Below are 15152 nucleotides of genomic sequence, written 5' to 3'. Positions count from 1 at the left end.
AAAAGACGCTGATGAGCGTCTTTTTTAGTGCAATAGGTCGTGTTCGAGTTGCTGATAGTTAGTCACCGTTGCAGTCGGTTGATAAGGCTTTGGATTTGGCAACTGCTGTGGATTGTACCAAATGTTTTTAAGATGGGCTTGTGTTGCGCCGTAAATGTCCGAGGCTAAGTTATCCCCAACCATGACCGTATTTTCAGCTGTCATGGCTGGATTCTGTTTGAAAATTGCGTCAAAGAAGCGTGGATCTGGTTTGGCAACACCGAGGTCGGCCGAAATAAAGACTTGTTGAAAATAGGGGGCGAGTCCTGAGCCTTGAATTCGGCTTAACTGGGTGGTTTTAACGCCGTTCGTCCCAACGAGCAACGTCAGGCCCGCCGCTTGTAAATCGGTTAGCAACTGAGTTGCACCGGGGATCGTATAAAAATTATGCGCCAAAATGGTATTGTATTCGCGTTGTAGTGCTGGTCCGTTGACGGTGAGCCCCAGTTGTTTAAAGGCGATCGCAAAACGCTGATTGAGCAATGGCTGGGGGTCAGCACCTTGCTCAATTTGCGTCCAAACCCAATGATTATGCGTTTGGTAAACTTGTAGACCATGTTGGATATCGGTGAGTCCGTACTTTTTCAACATGTAAGTGAGGCCTTCATGTTCCCCACGACTGAAATCGAGTAAGGTATCATCTAAATCAAAAATGACGTATTTTAACATCTAAACCCTCTTTTCTATATGAGTTGTTGAATTTGACGCACGATAGCGTTGAATGAGGCTTGATAGGCGCCGGTCAGCGAAACGGTAAAGCCATGCAGTGAGTTCGCGTAACGTTTCATCGTGACTGACGTGTGGGCTAAAAGCAAGTGTTGACCGAATCGTTCGGCCTCGGGCGCTAGGGTATCGTGGTCGGCCGTCTGAATCATTGTTTTTGGAAAACCGATTAAAGCCTCACGGGTTGCCAATACTGGTGAAATTTCTGGATTGCCAAGTGGGGCATTGCCGCGATAAAACCGATTAAAGCGTTTGGCCTGTTCAGGTGAAATCACGGCGCCAGTTGGGAAGACTTCATCATCAGGATTGGTATCCAAATCGAGCGCCGGATACGTTAAAATGACGAGATCGGCAACCGGACGTTGTTGCTTTAAAGCGCGCAGTTGCGTGCCAACAACGAGGTTACCGCCCGCACTATGCCCGATTAGAATCACTGGTTGCGGCGTGGCTGCACAGTAATCGGAATAATGCGCTTGTACATACTGGACGAGTTCATCACAGGCATTTAAAGCGGCGGGATACGGTTGTTCTGGGGCTAACGGATAATCGAAATCTAAGACCGTATATTGGGTGGCAATGGCGAGTCGTTTACAGAAATAAGTGTCATGATCATTATGCAAATGGACAAAGCCACTGCCATGAAAATCAATCACCAGACCTTTCGCTGGCACATAGTTAGGCTCGTGAAGATAGAGCTTGGCCGTCTTGCCCGAGCTCAGCTGAAAAGTTTCGGTACGCGTTCGTTCAGCGGCCCACTGCTCACTAGAAATGTTATTTTGATGGTTGTCATGATTTTGACGTTCTAAAGTTGCTTCATCCATGATGAATCCTCTCCTTAATTGAATAGGGTCATCATACAGCAACTTGGGGCAATGTGGTATGCTTAAATAGCAAGCGTGACCAGTTTTAGATTTTTCAGGGACTAAATAATTCTGATAAAGGAAGTTCAGTATGGAAATTGATAATGACCCAGCGTATCAACAAATGATTAACGGTGACTTATATATGGAATCACCAAAGTTACTTAAATTGCGTAACGATGTTCGCAGCAAAATTATGAAATATAACCAAATCGCCGATAATGACGAACGGAATGCCGGCATGGCATCACTGTTACATTCAGTTGGCGACCGCTTTTTCGTGGAACCAACGTTTGAGTTTAGTTATGGTGTGAATATTACCATTGGCAATCATTTTTACGCGAACCACGGGGTTGAAATTTGTGATGAAGGCCAAGTCACCATCGGTAATGATTGCAAATTTGGTCCAAAAGTTGGACTGTATACGCCGGTTCACCCACTTGATCCAACGGTACGGCGGACAGAAGCGGAACGGACTGCGCCGATTACCATCGGCAATGATTGCTGGATTGGTGGTAGCGCCATGATTTTACCAGGGGTCACGTTAGGTAACAATGTGGTGGTTGGCGCTGGTTCAGTCGTGACGCATTCATTTCCAGATAATGTCGTGGTGGTTGGTAATCCAGCACGGGTGTTGAAAGAAAACAAACCAAGCGCCTAAGTTGACAAGGGCGTCGCAGTCGTTGAGAATGAAATTGACCATGAAGTAATCAGTCTAAATTTTAACCAATTGGGGAGGACATTGATTATGTCAGAAATGAGTCCAAAGGAATTTAAACATATTTTAGTTGGTGTTGATGATTCGGATGATGCACAGTTGGCTTTTCGCTATGCGATCAATCGGGCGAAAACCGACCATGCCAAGTTGACGATTGTCTCGATTTTGGAACAAGATAATATGAATGTGTATGAAGCAATGAGTAAAGATTTCATTCACGGCCAGCGTTCCGACTTAGAGGCCCACGTCTTACAATATGAAAAATTAGCGAAACAATTCGGCGTTCAAGACGTTAATTCGATCGTTGATGAGGGTGATCCCGGCGAAACGATCGTTAAAGATATTATTCCAGCCATTAAACCAGACTTATTGGTGGTTGGGTCAATTTCAAAGCAAGGGGTTCGGAAGTATTTCGGCTCCCAAGCGGCCTATATGGCTAAACATTCACCAATTTCAGTATTAGTTGTTCGTTAAAAAAAATCGACAAGGTTACCGCGAGATACTGGTGGGTAACCTTGTCGATTTTTAATTAAGGATCTAAAGATTGAAAGACACAAATCACTAATAAATACTGTTGTATCAATACATTGGTAACGAAGATAAGTCAAAGTTGTCGCTTCCGGGGGTCGCTGATTACATGCGGACGAGGGACCAGGCCAAGCCTGAGGAGCGGTCTTGGCCTTCGCCCGGAATGGTTGCAAAAATCGCAACTATCCCGGACCGTCCGTCCCGTAAGACCGGCAAAAAAACGCCGCTCTAACGGGAATTCCACGTCCGATGCAATCAGCGACGCCCTCCAGCTAGGTTAATGGTTATAAAGTGACTAGTACTAAAACAATTGATTTGATTCTTGAAAATCATTGAGCCAATCGGCAATGTTATGAACTTTCTAAATGCTTTCGTTGGCTATCCGTGAGTAAGATTTTTTATGTGAATACTGCTACACTAAGATTAATAGCCACTAGCTATCTTGCAACCTTTTAGTTAAAAGGTCACAAGATGAGAGTTACTAATTGAGGGCGACCACTTCCAGTTAATTAGGACTGGCGGAGCGCTTAACATGACTCTAATTTTAAAGTGTGCATTGCTGACATGACAGTGCTTCCGATTTTTTTGTGTTTTCATCTTTAGTTTTCAATTTAAAAGCGAGGAAACCGGTGGGCGCCTCGCTTTTATGCTATGATTGGGGGATAAAATAAACGGAAGTAGGACCACAACATGAAAACTATCACTTTGTATTTAGCTGTGACTGGAACAACTTACTTTGACCAACTTGATCGCTTTCAGGGATGGAGCGGGACACCTTTGACCGCGGCTGGTCTGGAAGCCAGTCAAGGACTGGGACAACAATTAGCCACGGTTAAATTTGATACGGCATTCGCCAGCGATACGAGTCGGAGCGCACAAACTGGGCGGGCGATTCTTGACGCCCAGGCAACCCAACTTGAGCTGCAACAAAGTGCCGCATTACGGGCACCGTTTTATGGCGGGTTTGAAGGCTTTGAACGGGCGGCGGTTTGGTCAGGGTTTGCGACAAAATTAGGTTATCCAACCGTTGCGGCCTTTGAAGCAGATCAGACCCCAACTGAAATTCAAAATTTAATTCATGATCATGATGTTGATAGTTTGGCTGAGAGCGGTGATGAGTTCTGGCAACGATATCAAGCTGGGTTGACTCAAGTCACTGACGCCACACCAGATCATGGACGGGCCTTAGTCATTGTTGACCCCGTCATTTTACGCAAGTTGCGGTTCGAATTGACTGGACAACCAGCGACCGCTGAACAACTGGCACCAAGCACAGTGACGATTGTGGACAAGACTGTGGACAAGCTCACAATTCGTTGAGAAGGCCTTTTGCCTTGTGCATAAGTCTACGCTTGCGATTGCTGTAAATCTGCGATAGTGTGGATAAGGAATTGAGTCATAAAATAAAATTAATCATAACGGGGTTGTCGTCATGCAAGTTTATGTTGTCACCAGTGTTGTTGCTGGACAAGAAACAGTTACAACTAAGGAAATCCAAGGGTTTATCAGCGCGTTGAGCGAACAATTAGGTACGGATTATACGGTTACTTTAGATACAGATTATGGTAAAACCTTAGCTAAAACGGATGAAGCCGTTTATTTAGTTTATTTTGGGTCACAAGCCAACTTATCAACAGCACAACGTCAAAAGATGATTATTTATTATTCAGCTGAAGATGTGGAAAACTGTCAAGTTGGGCGTTTTGTGGATATGTTAAAACAGCTTAAACAGAAGTAAGTTTGGGTTTAGGAGACGATTTTTTTGAGCTTAATCATACTGGGCATTATTGCAATTGTTATTTTTATCCTAGAGGAATTTGTTTTTTCAGCAAGTCGCTACTTTTGGGTCGGTGGGATCGTACCCATTCTTTGGACGCTCGTGCTTGCTTATTTAGTCGTGATGAATGCGGCTAATTTGACTGTTGCGGACTATGCCTTAGCAATTGTGGCAGTGGTTGTGCCGTATGTTTGCTGGGGTAATGGCTTTCAACGTCGCGCCGTGAAACGGCAATCACGATGATGATAACGATTAGCGCTGACCAAGCGCCGAGAGACTTATTATTGTCAGCAGATCCAGATTGGTCACGCGTTCAACAGTCCTTGGAAAACGCCACAATTTATGGTTACCAATTAGATGACCAAATTGTCGGCGTTTTGGTTTTGAAACAGCGTAAAGTCGGTGTGAAAGAAATTATGGCGATTGCCGTGGCAGAAAGTTATCAACATCGTGGGATTGCAAAGACGATGTTACAACTGGTGATCAAAAGTTGTCAACAGGACCCAAGCTGTGAACAACTTCAAATTGGTACCGGTAACTCCTCACTGCGGCAATTAGCGCTCTATCAACGGGCCGGTTTTGACCTATCAGCCGTCTGGGTGAATTATTTTGTGGATAACTATTCACAACCAATTTATGAGAATGGGATTCAGTGTAAAAGTATGGTGCGCTTAGCACAAAATGTGAAGGGTGGTTAGGGTAAATGTGGCGAGCGGGTAATTTAATCAGTAGTTGGTTTTATGGCGCCATTACGGTATTTATCATCATGTTCTTTTCTGCACGTCAAACCGTCAATCGCATCATTTTAGAGTTTAATCCACTAGTCATCTATAGCATTATTTGTGCACTGGTGTTGTTCCCAATAATTAAGTATCGTTGGCCAAAAGTCTTTCAAGTTTGGCGGCGAAAGCCTAAGGAAACACCATCGACGCGACCAGATGATGAACAAATCATTCAAGACTCTGGGCACACATGGTCGGCGCCAGTGAAGCGAACGAAGCCCAAACCAGTGCCAACAGCTTTGACACCACAAGTAGAAGCTAAGAGTGATTTTATGGATGAGTTTATTAACTTTTTCAAGAATATTTTGATGGCCGTGATTTTTGTCTTGGTCAGTCCGATCGTTTGTGGTTATTTTTGGGTTAAGGATCACCGAAGCAACAAGTTGGTTTAATTAAAAAAGTTATCCACTGTGGATAAACTAAAGCGCCGTCACATTAAATTGTGGCGGCGCTTTTATCAGTCATTATTACGGTTGAAAACTATTAATATACTGTTTGCGGTTTTGCCAAGGCCAAGCTTTGACGACCCCAATCATTTTGCTCTTAGGAACGAAGCCCCAATAACGGCCATCGTTGGAAACACTCCGATGATCACCAAGCACGAAGTATGAGCCCTTAGGAACTTTATTGGTGGTGACTTTCGTCTGCCAGCCATCTTGGTTACTGCTCAAACTATTTAAATCCCAGCCAGTGAATTTGCTATGGCTGTTAGCCATAAACGAACCAGTAGTCTGTTGATAATTATCTTTTAAGTAGCTTTGTTTAACTAGTTTGTTGTTGACGTATAATTTACCGTTACTCGTGTAGCGAACGGTATCCCCAGGCATGCCGATGACCCGCTTAACGTAAACGGCGTCTTTAGACGTTTGATCTGGATCTAAGCCATACGCATTAAAGACAACGACCGATCCGGCCTTAATTTTACTCGTCTTGAAGGCGACGACCCGTTCATTATTTTGCAGATTAGGTTGCATGGAGGTGCCATCGACACGGACCATGGTGAACCAGAACTGCTTGATTAATAGGGCCAACCCGAGCCCAATCAGGATTGGCAGAACCCAACTCATAATACTTTTAAATGTTTTCACAGCTTTCGCTCCCTTAAGTGTGTATAACTCTTATTATATACGACTACCTGGGATTGGGGGGATAAAAAAACTTAAAAGATTCACCGACCTGTCAGCATAAATTATTTTGGGGTGTCAAAACGGCCCAAACTGCTTTTAGAAATGGGCCTACCCAACGTTGAAATCGCTATCTCGCTGTGGTTAACTTTTAACAGGTATTGAATTTGTAATAAGTGGAGGGCTGATTATTTTATGAAAACGCAAAAAGAACGGATGTTAGCTGGTGAGCTATACATCGCCGATGATCCCGAGCTAGGGCGTGAAATGCGGCGGGGCAAGCGATTAGCACGGGCCTATAGTCAAACGACGGAGGGCGAGGGTGCGTACCGCAGCGACCTATTAAAACAATTATTTAATAAAATTGGTCAAAATGGTTATTTAGAACCCCCATTTCATACTGATTATGGTAGTAATACCACGATTGGGGATAACTTTTACGCTAATTATGATGCGATTTTTATTGATGTGGCGCCAATCACGATTGGCAACAATGTCTTCATGGGACCACGAGTGGGTCTATACACGGCTGGTCACCCGATTGATGCCGAAATTCGCGCAGAACAGTTAGAATATGGCCTGCCCATCACGATTGGGGATAATGTTTGGTTTGGCGGCAACGTGGTAGTTAATCCCGGTGTCACGATTGGTAGCAATGTCGTTATCGGTTCAGGGTCAATTGTGACGAAGGATATTCCAGACGGTGTCGTGGCGGTTGGCAATCCATGTCATGTCTTGCGGGAAATTACCACACAAGATCGAGATTACTGGGAGAAGCAAAAGGCTGCTTACTATGCTGATTGTGAGGATAAGTAAATTAACAAATTTGATCTCTTTTCGTTACCAATGTGCTGGTAAAACAGCGTTTATTAGTGATTTTCGTTCTTCAACCTTTGCTCAATAACTAAAGGTTGAAAGACCAAAATTGCTAATAACTACTGCCATATCAATGATTAGGGCATGGAAATTAGTTGACGTGACCGCTTCCAGTCGCCACTGATAACATGCGGCCGTGGGACCGGGTCAAGCCTGAGAAGCGTCTTGGACCTCGCCTGGAACCCTTGCACAAATCGCAAGTGTCCCAGACCGTCCGTGGCGTAACGCCGGCAAGAAACATGCCGTCCCAACGCCACCAACACGACCGATGCTATCAGCGGCGACTTCCAGCTAGTTTAAGCGTTCTTAGGCTAGGTTTAGCGGAAGCAGGCAGAATCGTTGTGCTGTGTTGGTAAGATTGGCCGGCGTTCTAGGCCGCCTAATCTTACAGGGCGATTCAAAGACGCGGTTTGTCGGCTTTGAATCGAAGTTCCAGACCGTACTGTGGCTGGGACAGTCCCACCATAGCACAGCGATTTTGCATGCTGGAGCGGGATCACCACTGATTTGGAAGTTCCTGTTGCCTATATGACAGTGTTTACGAGCCCTTTTGTCCTTTCAACCTTCAGTCAATAACGTATGAAACTAGTTAGTCCGGCGTTTAAGCGGCACTAGCTAGTTTTTATTTCTAATCAAAAGCGTTGAGCAGCTGGAATTTAAGGTATGATATAAATGTAACCGAATACATAGGGGGCTGAAACATGGCATATATTGAAGTAATCAAAGAAACCCGTGAGTTTCAGAACGGTAATCAGCGGACGGTGGCTAATCAAGAACTGTCATTTGAAGTGGCCCAAGGCTCAGTGGTGACCATTTTAGGTCCGAGTGGCGCTGGCAAATCAACATTACTAAATATTCTAGGCGGCATGGACACACCAACCAGTGGCCAAGTTTTGATTGATGGTGAAGATATTGCGCAGTTTTCGGCCAAGCAATTGACGACTTATCGTCGGCAAGCGGTGGGCTTCGTCTTTCAATTTTACAATCTGGTGCCGAATTTAACGGCCAGAGAAAATGTTGAACTGGCGTCACAAATTACCAAAGATGCTCGTGACGTTGATGAAACGTTAAAACTGGTTGGTTTAACTGAACGGGCAGGCAACTTTCCAGCGCAATTATCTGGTGGTGAACAGCAACGGGTCGCGATTGCGCGAGCGGTAGCGAAAAATCCTAAGTTGCTATTATGTGATGAACCTACCGGGGCCTTGGATTATCGAACGGGTAAACAAGTCTTACAAGTGATTCAAGACGCGGCACGCGAGACGCAAACGACCGTCATTATCGTGACGCATAATAGTGCAATTGCCCAACTAGGAGACCAAGTCATTCGGATTAATGACGCTAAGGTTCAATCGGTTGTTTACAATGACCATCCGACGCCCTTAGCCGACATTGAATGGTAGGTGGTGACGATGACAAAAGCGTATTTTAGAGCAATTAGACGTGAAATTTGGCGGTCAAAAGCCCGCTTCTTTTCGATTATGCTAATTATCTTTCTGGGCGTGGCGTTTTACACGGGGATTCGGGCGACTGGACCAGATATGCTGCAAGCAGCAGATGATTATTTTGCCAAGCAAAACTTAGCGACCAATAGTGTTCAATCAACCTTGGGATTAACGACTGCCGATACAAAAGTTTTACAAAAGCATCAGGCAGTGTTGACGGATCAGCCGATGAAATATCTGGATGTGACGCAACTTAACAATAATCGAGTAGTTCGCGTGGCTGAGTTACCGGCGACACAAAAGCTGGATCAACTGCGAGTGGTGAGTGGTCGTCTGCCTAAAAAGGCGACTGAAATCGTCTTAGATTCTCAGGCCAAAGTGCTGCAACCTAGTTTGAAACTAGGTGCGAACTATCGGATTGTGAGCAGTAACGCCGTAAACCAAAAGTTTAATCGGCGTCAATTTAAAGTGGTTGGTTTCGTCAACTCACCACGCTACGTGGAAAATACGAGCCGCGGCGTAACAACCGTTGGTAAAGGCACTTTAGATTATATGGCTTACGTGCGACCACGAACGTTAAAATTATCGGTTTTCACACGAATTGACGTTCAATTTAAAAATCTGGTCGGTGTTAAGCCTTATACGGCAACCTATAATCGGCTGAACCGCGAGAATACGGCTAAACTAAAACGCTGGTTGGCGCCACAAGCGAAAAAGCGACAGCAAACCTTGCAACGAGAAGCACAGCAACAATTGGCGCCATTATCGCAGGCTGTGACAAGTTTACAAGCACAAGTTCCAGCCAATACCCCGCAGTTGGTTAAATTACAAGGGCAACTGACCCGGGCACAAGCCGCAGTCACGGCGATAAAACGGCCGACATATATTTTCAGTGATCGGTCTGATAACCCGGGTTATACTGAGTACCATGAAAATACCCAACGGATCGTGGCGTTATCCACAGTCTTTCCACTGTTCTTCATTGCGATTGCGGCATTGATCTGTTTGACCACGATGACGCGGATGGTGGAAGAGTTGCGGCTACAGATGGGGACGTTAAAGGCATTGGGATATAGCAATGTCGCGGTTGGCAGTGAGTTCATGATCTATGGTGGTCTGGCTGCTCTGATTGGCACTGGTCTTGGCGTCTTGTTTGGGGTGAACTTCTTTCCACAATTTATTGCCCAGGCCTATGGGAGCATGTACAATTTACCAGCCATTAGCGTGCAATATATTTGGTTGGATATCCTCATTGCGTTAGTGATTGCCCTACTATGCACGTTAGGAACGGCTTTAGTCGTCTTGCGGGTCGATTTGCGCAGCTTACCAGCACAGTTGTTACAACCAAAATCACCTAAGGCCGGCAAAACGCTTTGGCTAGAACGGTGGACCTGGTTCTGGCAACGATTGAGCTTTAATCACAAGATCACTTTTCGGAATCTTTTCAGATATAAACAGCGCCTGTTGATGACGGTACTTGGTATCGCTGGCTGTATGGCGATGATGATTACGGGTTTTGGCCTGAAGGACTCGATTGGTGATATTAGCACGAAACAGTTCAACGAGTTATGGCATTATGATGCGATTGTCACGCGCACTGGCACAGAAACTGCCGCGCAACGGCGAACCATTCGTCAGGCCAAAGGATATCACGCGAGCTTGGCGTTAAAGTTGGCACAAGCTACAGTTAAAACGCCTGGACTTGCTGAACAGACCGTGACACTAGGGGTTCCCGCGGCAACACAACGGTTAGATCAATTTGTCACGTTGCGGCAACGACAGTCGCATCAACCGTATCAAGTCAATAACAGTGGTGCCATTATTGATGAAAAACTCGCGAAGCTGACTCACGTTAAGGTTGGTGGGACGTTGCCACTCAAATTAGCCGGTCAACCAGCGAAAAACGTCAAAGTTGCCGCCATTGCCGAAAACTATGTGGCTCATTTTGTTTATTTGAGCCCGAGTTATTATCAAACTGTGTTTGGCAAACGACCGGTTTATAATAGTAATTATGTGCAATTTAAGACGACGAGTGAGCAACAAGGTAATGCGTACGCGAACACGTTGTTGAAACAAACGGGCATCATGAATGTCACCCTGATGGCAACTGAAAAGAAGACGACCTTTAAAATGTTCGATAGTATGAATCTGGTAGTGCTGATCTTTGTCATTTCAGCGGGAGCACTGGCGCTAGTTGTCCTGTACAATTTGACGAATATCAACGTGTCAGAACGGATTCGTGAACTTTCAACCATCAAGGTATTAGGCTTTTACGATGGCGAAGTGACCATGTATATCTTCCGTGAAAATCTCATTTTGACCGGCTTAGGGATTATTTTAGGCTGCTTTTTAGGAAATTGGTTGCACAGCTATATTCTACAAACGGCTGAAACGAATGCGCTGATGTTTTCCCCAGGTATTCATCCGCTGAGCTACGTTTATTCGGCCTTGCTGACGATTGCGTTCAGTTTGATCGTGATGGGAATGATGCATCGAAAGTTGAAACGTGTCAACATGCTCGATGCGTTAAAATCAGTCGATTAAGCGTGGGCACTTGCACCGAGGTTTAAAAAGTGATGTAATCAACTTGCAGTATAAATTGTGTTTATCAGGTTAGACACACTCTGGGGTGACAGAAATGGCTGAAACAATCCAAGCATTAAGTGATATTGTCAAAATGAATACGGTCAACGATAACGAAAAGCCAATCGCGGACTATTTGGCAAACCTATTAAAACAACATGGGATTGACGCAAAATTAATTGATTACGGTCCAAATCGCACGAGTTTGGTGGCAGAAATCGGTGATGGTAACGGTCCAGTTGTTGGTTTTGACGGGCATGAAGATACTGTAGCGCTCGGCGATGCTAGCAAATGGGCGGTGCCAGCTTTATCTGCGACGATCAAAGATAATCGACTGTTTGGACGCGGCGCAACTGATATGAAGGCTGGTTTAATGGCCGGCGTCTTTGCTTTTATCAATTTGAAAGAAGCTAACGTACAGTTACACGGGACGTTACGGTTGATGGCAACGGTTGGTGAAGAAGACGGTCATTTGGGCGCGGAACAGTTGGTTGATTTGGGTTACGCGGATGACATCGACGCTTTAATTGTTGGTGAACCGAGTGGCGCAGATAAGCAATTGTTGACGCAAAAACCGATTCAAGCGATGTTGGGCGTTGATGCGGCCACGGCTGAAAAAATGATGGCGGCCAATCCAACGACCGAACAGCATTTTATCGAATTGGCGCATAAAGGCTCATTAACTTACACCGTTCGTGCCAAGGGGGTTGCGGCGCATAGTTCCATGCCAACCATCGGTAAAAACGCGATTGATATGTTAATGACATTTTATCAACAACAAAATGCCTACTTTGATAGTTTCAAAGCGGTGACGAATTCAGTGTTAGGCGCAACGGTCCCAGTCGTTACCTTGATTAAGGGTGGCGAACAGATTAATACTGTGCCAGCCAGTGCCGAGATGTCGGTTAAAATTCGGACGATTCCAGAATTACGTAACGATAAAATCATCGCTGCTTTGGAAAAAATGATTGCAGATTGCAATGCGGCCGGAGCCGACCTAACATTGGATGTTCAGGACAGCTTTTATCCTGTGCATACCCCAGCCGAAGCAAAACTCGTTCAGTTAGCTAAGCAAGTTGGCGAACAAGTCTTGACGCAGGCTTTGCCATACTTTGGGGCGCCAGGTGGCACGGATGCCTCATCTTATATCGTTAAGAACCCTAATATGGAAATCATCGTTTTTGGTCCAGGAAACATTACAGCCCATCAAGTGAATGAATATGTTGATTTAGATATGTATCAGCGATTTATTAAGTTATATGAACAATTATTTACAAAATTATTAGCATAAGTGGGGGCTATGTGAGAGATGGACAAGGATAAGCAACGTCCGGTACCACATACTGAGGCGGAATTTGAAGAAGAATTAGAAGCCGTTGAAGAAAAGGCAAATAATGAATTACAACTCTATGCGCTGTGGGGCGTGATAACGGTTGTGTTTAATGTGGCCTTATTCTATTTGCTGTACCACACCTTTGGCATTGAATATCAAATTGCGAACTTAATTGACTGGTTCTTCAGTGTGTTGTTCTCATTTGTCGTGAACAAGATGTTCGTGTTCCAGCATGAAACTAAGAGCTTAGTCAAAGAAATCGGCACATTTTATGGTACACGGGTTGCGACGTACTTAATTGAAGCCGTGATCTTATGGCTTGGTATCTCAGTGATGTCAGTCAATGGCACGATGACTAAGGTGATTGGTCACGGGATTGCGTTAGTCGCCAACTACTTTTTATCAAAATGGTTAGTGTTCAAAAAAGCATAGGCTTAACGCAGGCGTAAGTACCTAATAACTGACCGTCTTGAATAGTAAAAAATAATCCGAGCTCTCGACTTCTGAGAGTTCGGATTATTTTGGTTAGATTTTAGGTTTGCTGATATTACTAAAAATAGTACTAAAAATAGTACAGATGATATTGTATTGTTGGCTGATTGTTTTTCCCTTGTATGAGCCACGTAAAGATCAAGCTATGGAGAATCATATTTTAGGTTTATCTGAATTTCCTTGGAATGGTGTGAATTATGCTGTGATTAAACGTGAAACAAAGGAAACTAATAAAAAAACACTTAATCATTTTCAACCGCGACTTACAATTTATGGAAGGGCCATAACACAGAATCAGGGCGTGAATGTCAACAACCATATTGATAATCGAAATTATGGTATTCAGGCTGATGGCTATTCTTCTATCAGGGATGTGTATATTGAAAATAATGAGGAGCAGCAATTAAGTAAGAAACTCGAAGATTTTCTAACGAGCAATGTTCAGTCGAATGAGGCTGAAAAAGCTATTTTAGCATTTTTAAATGCTATTAAGAATAGGCACGCAAGAGTCAGGCGCAGGATATTGTTGTAGACTTGCCCAATATGGAGGCATTGTTACTGGTCTAATTACGATTATTAAGACTGTTTTTATGTTAAAAGGATGGTAAGATACTTGGTATAGGTGTGCTGGTTATGGATAAAAAGTTTTTGAGATTGACTTGGTTATTATTTGTGTTATTATAACAGTTAATAGATGTCAACTAGGCTCCACGTTTCACGTGGGCAGACTAGGTTGGCCATTTTTTTTGGAGAAAAGTAAATGACAGAAGATAATTTAAAGCTTACAATACCGATTGGTGCACTTGATAAGCCATATAAAGAATTGACTATAAATATTGAAAGGGATGGATATAGCTTCCCGATTAAGGATATACACCACGTCCTGACGGAGGCTACCACTTTTTCTGATGATTCGTTAAAGATACCATTAACGACAGAACAGTTAATTAATCAACTGGAAGAAATGCATGAAGTTACGTTTACAGCTGACGAAAGAGTACATGCTGCTGAAGATCTTGATGCGATTAATTACTATCGAATTTCTGCTTTTCGAAGAAAAGATATGTTAAAAGGACATATGTCTTATACTGAATTGATAACATTGTATCAGTTTGATAGGTATCTGAGAGAATCCTTGAGTCGGTTAACGCCAGCTATTGAAGTGTATTTAAAAACATCCTTAGCTAGATTCATCTCAACTAATTATGATAAGTATAAGTCTGAAGATTCGGTGTACACAGGTGGACAAGCCTATTTAGATGAAAATATTTATAAAACAAAGAGAAGTAGTCAAATCGATGTAAAGCGTATGCTGTCAATGTTTGCCGAAAGTTTAACCGGTAAAATAGCAAAAGATAATATGATTAGACATCATGTTATAAAATATGGTGGCAAAATTCCAATTTGGGTATTATTTGAAGAAATAACGTTTGGACAATTTTCCAAATTTGTTTCTCTGTTACGACATGATCTATTAAAAGATTGGTGTTCTGAAGTGCTACCTAGTGTCCCGACTGTACCTACTTCAAGTGGTATTAATAGCTGGATCACTGCAGTTCAAATACTCAGGAATACAACGGCACACAGTTCAAAAATATATGGACAAAGCCTTCCATATAACCCTAAATTTTTGGATGAAGATATTCAGTTGCTTGAAGGCATTGAGAATAAAAGCGAAGCAACTGAAAAATTTCAAAATACTTTTTTTTCGGGATTGTTAGCGATGAAAAAATTTTATCAAGACTTGCGTACTAGTGACTTGGAGTCTTGGAATAGCTTTCTATGCAAAATAGATCCCAATATATTCACGAAAATCAGCTCAATATCTTAGAGTCGTTAGACGATAAGGTATTGGGCTGATTTTCGTTTGCA

At 43.6% G+C, this 15152-nt stretch carries 17 protein-coding genes; 14 read left to right on the top strand and 3 right to left on the bottom strand.

Features of this window, described 5'->3' with window-relative positions:
• Positions 1–24: 24 nt before the first annotated feature.
• Together FFM74_RS03875 and FFM74_RS03870 are read right to left on the bottom strand one after the other, a co-directional pair.
• On the bottom strand, positions 25–708 hold the full coding sequence (locus FFM74_RS03875; protein WP_137625319.1) for a YjjG family noncanonical pyrimidine nucleotidase: 684 nt from the start codon (positions 706–708) through the stop codon (positions 25–27).
• Positions 709–722: 14 nt separating this feature from the next.
• Positions 723–1583 (bottom strand): alpha/beta hydrolase, encoded by an 861-nt coding sequence (locus tag FFM74_RS03870; RefSeq protein WP_137625318.1) that lies wholly within the window; start codon positions 1581–1583, stop codon positions 723–725.
• 130 nt (positions 1584–1713) lie between these two features.
• Here FFM74_RS03870 and FFM74_RS03865 point away from each other — a divergent pair, with 130 nt between their 5' ends.
• The 7 genes from FFM74_RS03865 (at position 1714) to FFM74_RS03835 (ending at position 5819) form a co-directional block, all read left to right on the top strand.
• Positions 1714–2283: a sugar O-acetyltransferase gene (locus FFM74_RS03865; protein WP_137625317.1), complete on the top strand. Its 570-nt coding sequence runs from the start codon at positions 1714–1716 to the stop codon at positions 2281–2283.
• 87 nt (positions 2284–2370) lie between these two features.
• On the top strand, positions 2371–2814 hold the full coding sequence (locus FFM74_RS03860; RefSeq protein ID WP_137625316.1) for a universal stress protein: 444 nt from the start codon (positions 2371–2373) through the stop codon (positions 2812–2814).
• A 744-nt stretch (positions 2815–3558) separates the two neighbouring features.
• Positions 3559–4188 (top strand): histidine phosphatase family protein, encoded by a 630-nt coding sequence (locus FFM74_RS03855; protein WP_137625315.1) that lies wholly within the window; start codon positions 3559–3561, stop codon positions 4186–4188.
• 112 nt (positions 4189–4300) lie between these two features.
• A complete protein-coding gene (locus FFM74_RS03850) occupies positions 4301–4606 on the top strand; it encodes a hypothetical protein (protein WP_137625314.1) in 306 nt (101 codons plus the stop codon).
• Between the two features lie 24 nt (positions 4607–4630).
• Positions 4631–4888: a hypothetical protein gene (locus FFM74_RS03845; RefSeq protein WP_137625313.1), complete on the top strand. Its 258-nt coding sequence runs from the start codon at positions 4631–4633 to the stop codon at positions 4886–4888.
• On the top strand, positions 4885–5343 hold the full coding sequence (locus FFM74_RS03840; RefSeq protein WP_137625312.1) for a GNAT family N-acetyltransferase: 459 nt from the start codon (positions 4885–4887) through the stop codon (positions 5341–5343). Before FFM74_RS03845 ends, FFM74_RS03840 begins: the two co-directional genes overlap by 4 nt.
• 5 nt (positions 5344–5348) lie before the next feature.
• Positions 5349–5819: a hypothetical protein gene (locus FFM74_RS03835; protein WP_137625311.1), complete on the top strand. Its 471-nt coding sequence runs from the start codon at positions 5349–5351 to the stop codon at positions 5817–5819.
• A 75-nt stretch (positions 5820–5894) separates the two neighbouring features.
• On the opposite strand, the gene lepB is transcribed toward FFM74_RS03835, so the two are convergent.
• Positions 5895–6515 carry a signal peptidase I gene (lepB, locus tag FFM74_RS03830; protein WP_137625310.1) on the bottom strand — a complete coding sequence of 207 codons (621 nt, stop codon included), beginning with the start codon at positions 6513–6515 and terminating at the stop codon, positions 5895–5897.
• A 231-nt stretch (positions 6516–6746) separates the two neighbouring features.
• Here lepB and FFM74_RS03825 point away from each other — a divergent pair, with 231 nt between their 5' ends.
• The 7 genes from FFM74_RS03825 (at position 6747) to FFM74_RS03795 (ending at position 15111) form a co-directional block, all read left to right on the top strand.
• On the top strand, positions 6747–7367 hold the full coding sequence (locus tag FFM74_RS03825) for a sugar O-acetyltransferase (protein ID WP_137625309.1): 621 nt from the start codon (positions 6747–6749) through the stop codon (positions 7365–7367).
• A gap of 761 nt (positions 7368–8128) precedes the next feature.
• Positions 8129–8830 carry an ABC transporter ATP-binding protein gene (locus FFM74_RS03820; RefSeq protein ID WP_137625308.1) on the top strand — a complete coding sequence of 234 codons (702 nt, stop codon included), beginning with the start codon at positions 8129–8131 and terminating at the stop codon, positions 8828–8830.
• A gap of 9 nt (positions 8831–8839) precedes the next feature.
• Positions 8840–11416, top strand: coding sequence for an ABC transporter permease (locus FFM74_RS03815; protein ID WP_137625307.1), 2577 nt, complete (start codon positions 8840–8842; stop codon positions 11414–11416).
• A 94-nt stretch (positions 11417–11510) separates the two neighbouring features.
• A complete protein-coding gene (locus FFM74_RS03810) occupies positions 11511–12746 on the top strand; it encodes an ArgE/DapE family deacylase (protein ID WP_137625306.1) in 1236 nt (411 codons plus the stop codon).
• Between the two features lie 18 nt (positions 12747–12764).
• On the top strand, positions 12765–13220 hold the full coding sequence (locus FFM74_RS03805; protein WP_137625305.1) for a GtrA family protein: 456 nt from the start codon (positions 12765–12767) through the stop codon (positions 13218–13220).
• 178 nt (positions 13221–13398) lie between these two features.
• The gene (locus FFM74_RS03800) at positions 13399–13812 is read left to right on the top strand and encodes a hypothetical protein (protein WP_137625304.1); all 414 of its coding nucleotides are present in this window, start codon (positions 13399–13401) and stop codon (positions 13810–13812) included.
• Positions 13813–14040: 228 nt separating this feature from the next.
• Positions 14041–15111, top strand: a complete 1071-nt coding sequence (locus FFM74_RS03795) for an Abi family protein (RefSeq protein WP_137625303.1) — start codon at positions 14041–14043, stop codon at positions 15109–15111.
• Positions 15112–15152 lie beyond the last annotated feature (41 nt).

The organism is Lactiplantibacillus pingfangensis (genome assembly GCF_005404945.1).
Classification (GTDB): domain Bacteria; phylum Bacillota; class Bacilli; order Lactobacillales; family Lactobacillaceae; genus Lactiplantibacillus; species Lactiplantibacillus pingfangensis.
The sequence above is the reverse complement of the archived record's forward strand: the minus strand, read 5'-3'. Positions and strand labels throughout refer to the sequence as shown.

What these genes read in the sequence shown, in the direction of transcription:
- FFM74_RS03875 (WP_137625319.1), bottom strand. Translation starts at nt 708, where the DNA reads ATGTTAAAATACGTCATTTTTGATTTAGATGATACCTTACTCGATTTC.
- FFM74_RS03870 (WP_137625318.1), bottom strand. Translation starts at nt 1,583, where the DNA reads ATGGATGAAGCAACTTTAGAACGTCAAAATCATGACAACCATCAAAAT.
- FFM74_RS03865 (WP_137625317.1), top strand. Translation starts at nt 1,714, where the DNA reads ATGGAAATTGATAATGACCCAGCGTATCAACAAATGATTAACGGTGAC.
- FFM74_RS03860 (WP_137625316.1), top strand. Translation starts at nt 2,371, where the DNA reads ATGTCAGAAATGAGTCCAAAGGAATTTAAACATATTTTAGTTGGTGTT.
- FFM74_RS03855 (WP_137625315.1), top strand. Translation starts at nt 3,559, where the DNA reads ATGAAAACTATCACTTTGTATTTAGCTGTGACTGGAACAACTTACTTT.
- FFM74_RS03850 (WP_137625314.1), top strand. Translation starts at nt 4,301, where the DNA reads ATGCAAGTTTATGTTGTCACCAGTGTTGTTGCTGGACAAGAAACAGTT.
- FFM74_RS03840 (WP_137625312.1), top strand. Translation starts at nt 4,885, where the DNA reads ATGATGATAACGATTAGCGCTGACCAAGCGCCGAGAGACTTATTATTG.
- FFM74_RS03835 (WP_137625311.1), top strand. Translation starts at nt 5,349, where the DNA reads ATGTGGCGAGCGGGTAATTTAATCAGTAGTTGGTTTTATGGCGCCATT.
- FFM74_RS03825 (WP_137625309.1), top strand. Translation starts at nt 6,747, where the DNA reads ATGAAAACGCAAAAAGAACGGATGTTAGCTGGTGAGCTATACATCGCC.
- FFM74_RS03820 (WP_137625308.1), top strand. Translation starts at nt 8,129, where the DNA reads ATGGCATATATTGAAGTAATCAAAGAAACCCGTGAGTTTCAGAACGGT.
- FFM74_RS03815 (WP_137625307.1), top strand. Translation starts at nt 8,840, where the DNA reads ATGACAAAAGCGTATTTTAGAGCAATTAGACGTGAAATTTGGCGGTCA.
- FFM74_RS03810 (WP_137625306.1), top strand. Translation starts at nt 11,511, where the DNA reads ATGGCTGAAACAATCCAAGCATTAAGTGATATTGTCAAAATGAATACG.
- FFM74_RS03805 (WP_137625305.1), top strand. Translation starts at nt 12,765, where the DNA reads ATGGACAAGGATAAGCAACGTCCGGTACCACATACTGAGGCGGAATTT.
- FFM74_RS03795 (WP_137625303.1), top strand. Translation starts at nt 14,041, where the DNA reads ATGACAGAAGATAATTTAAAGCTTACAATACCGATTGGTGCACTTGAT.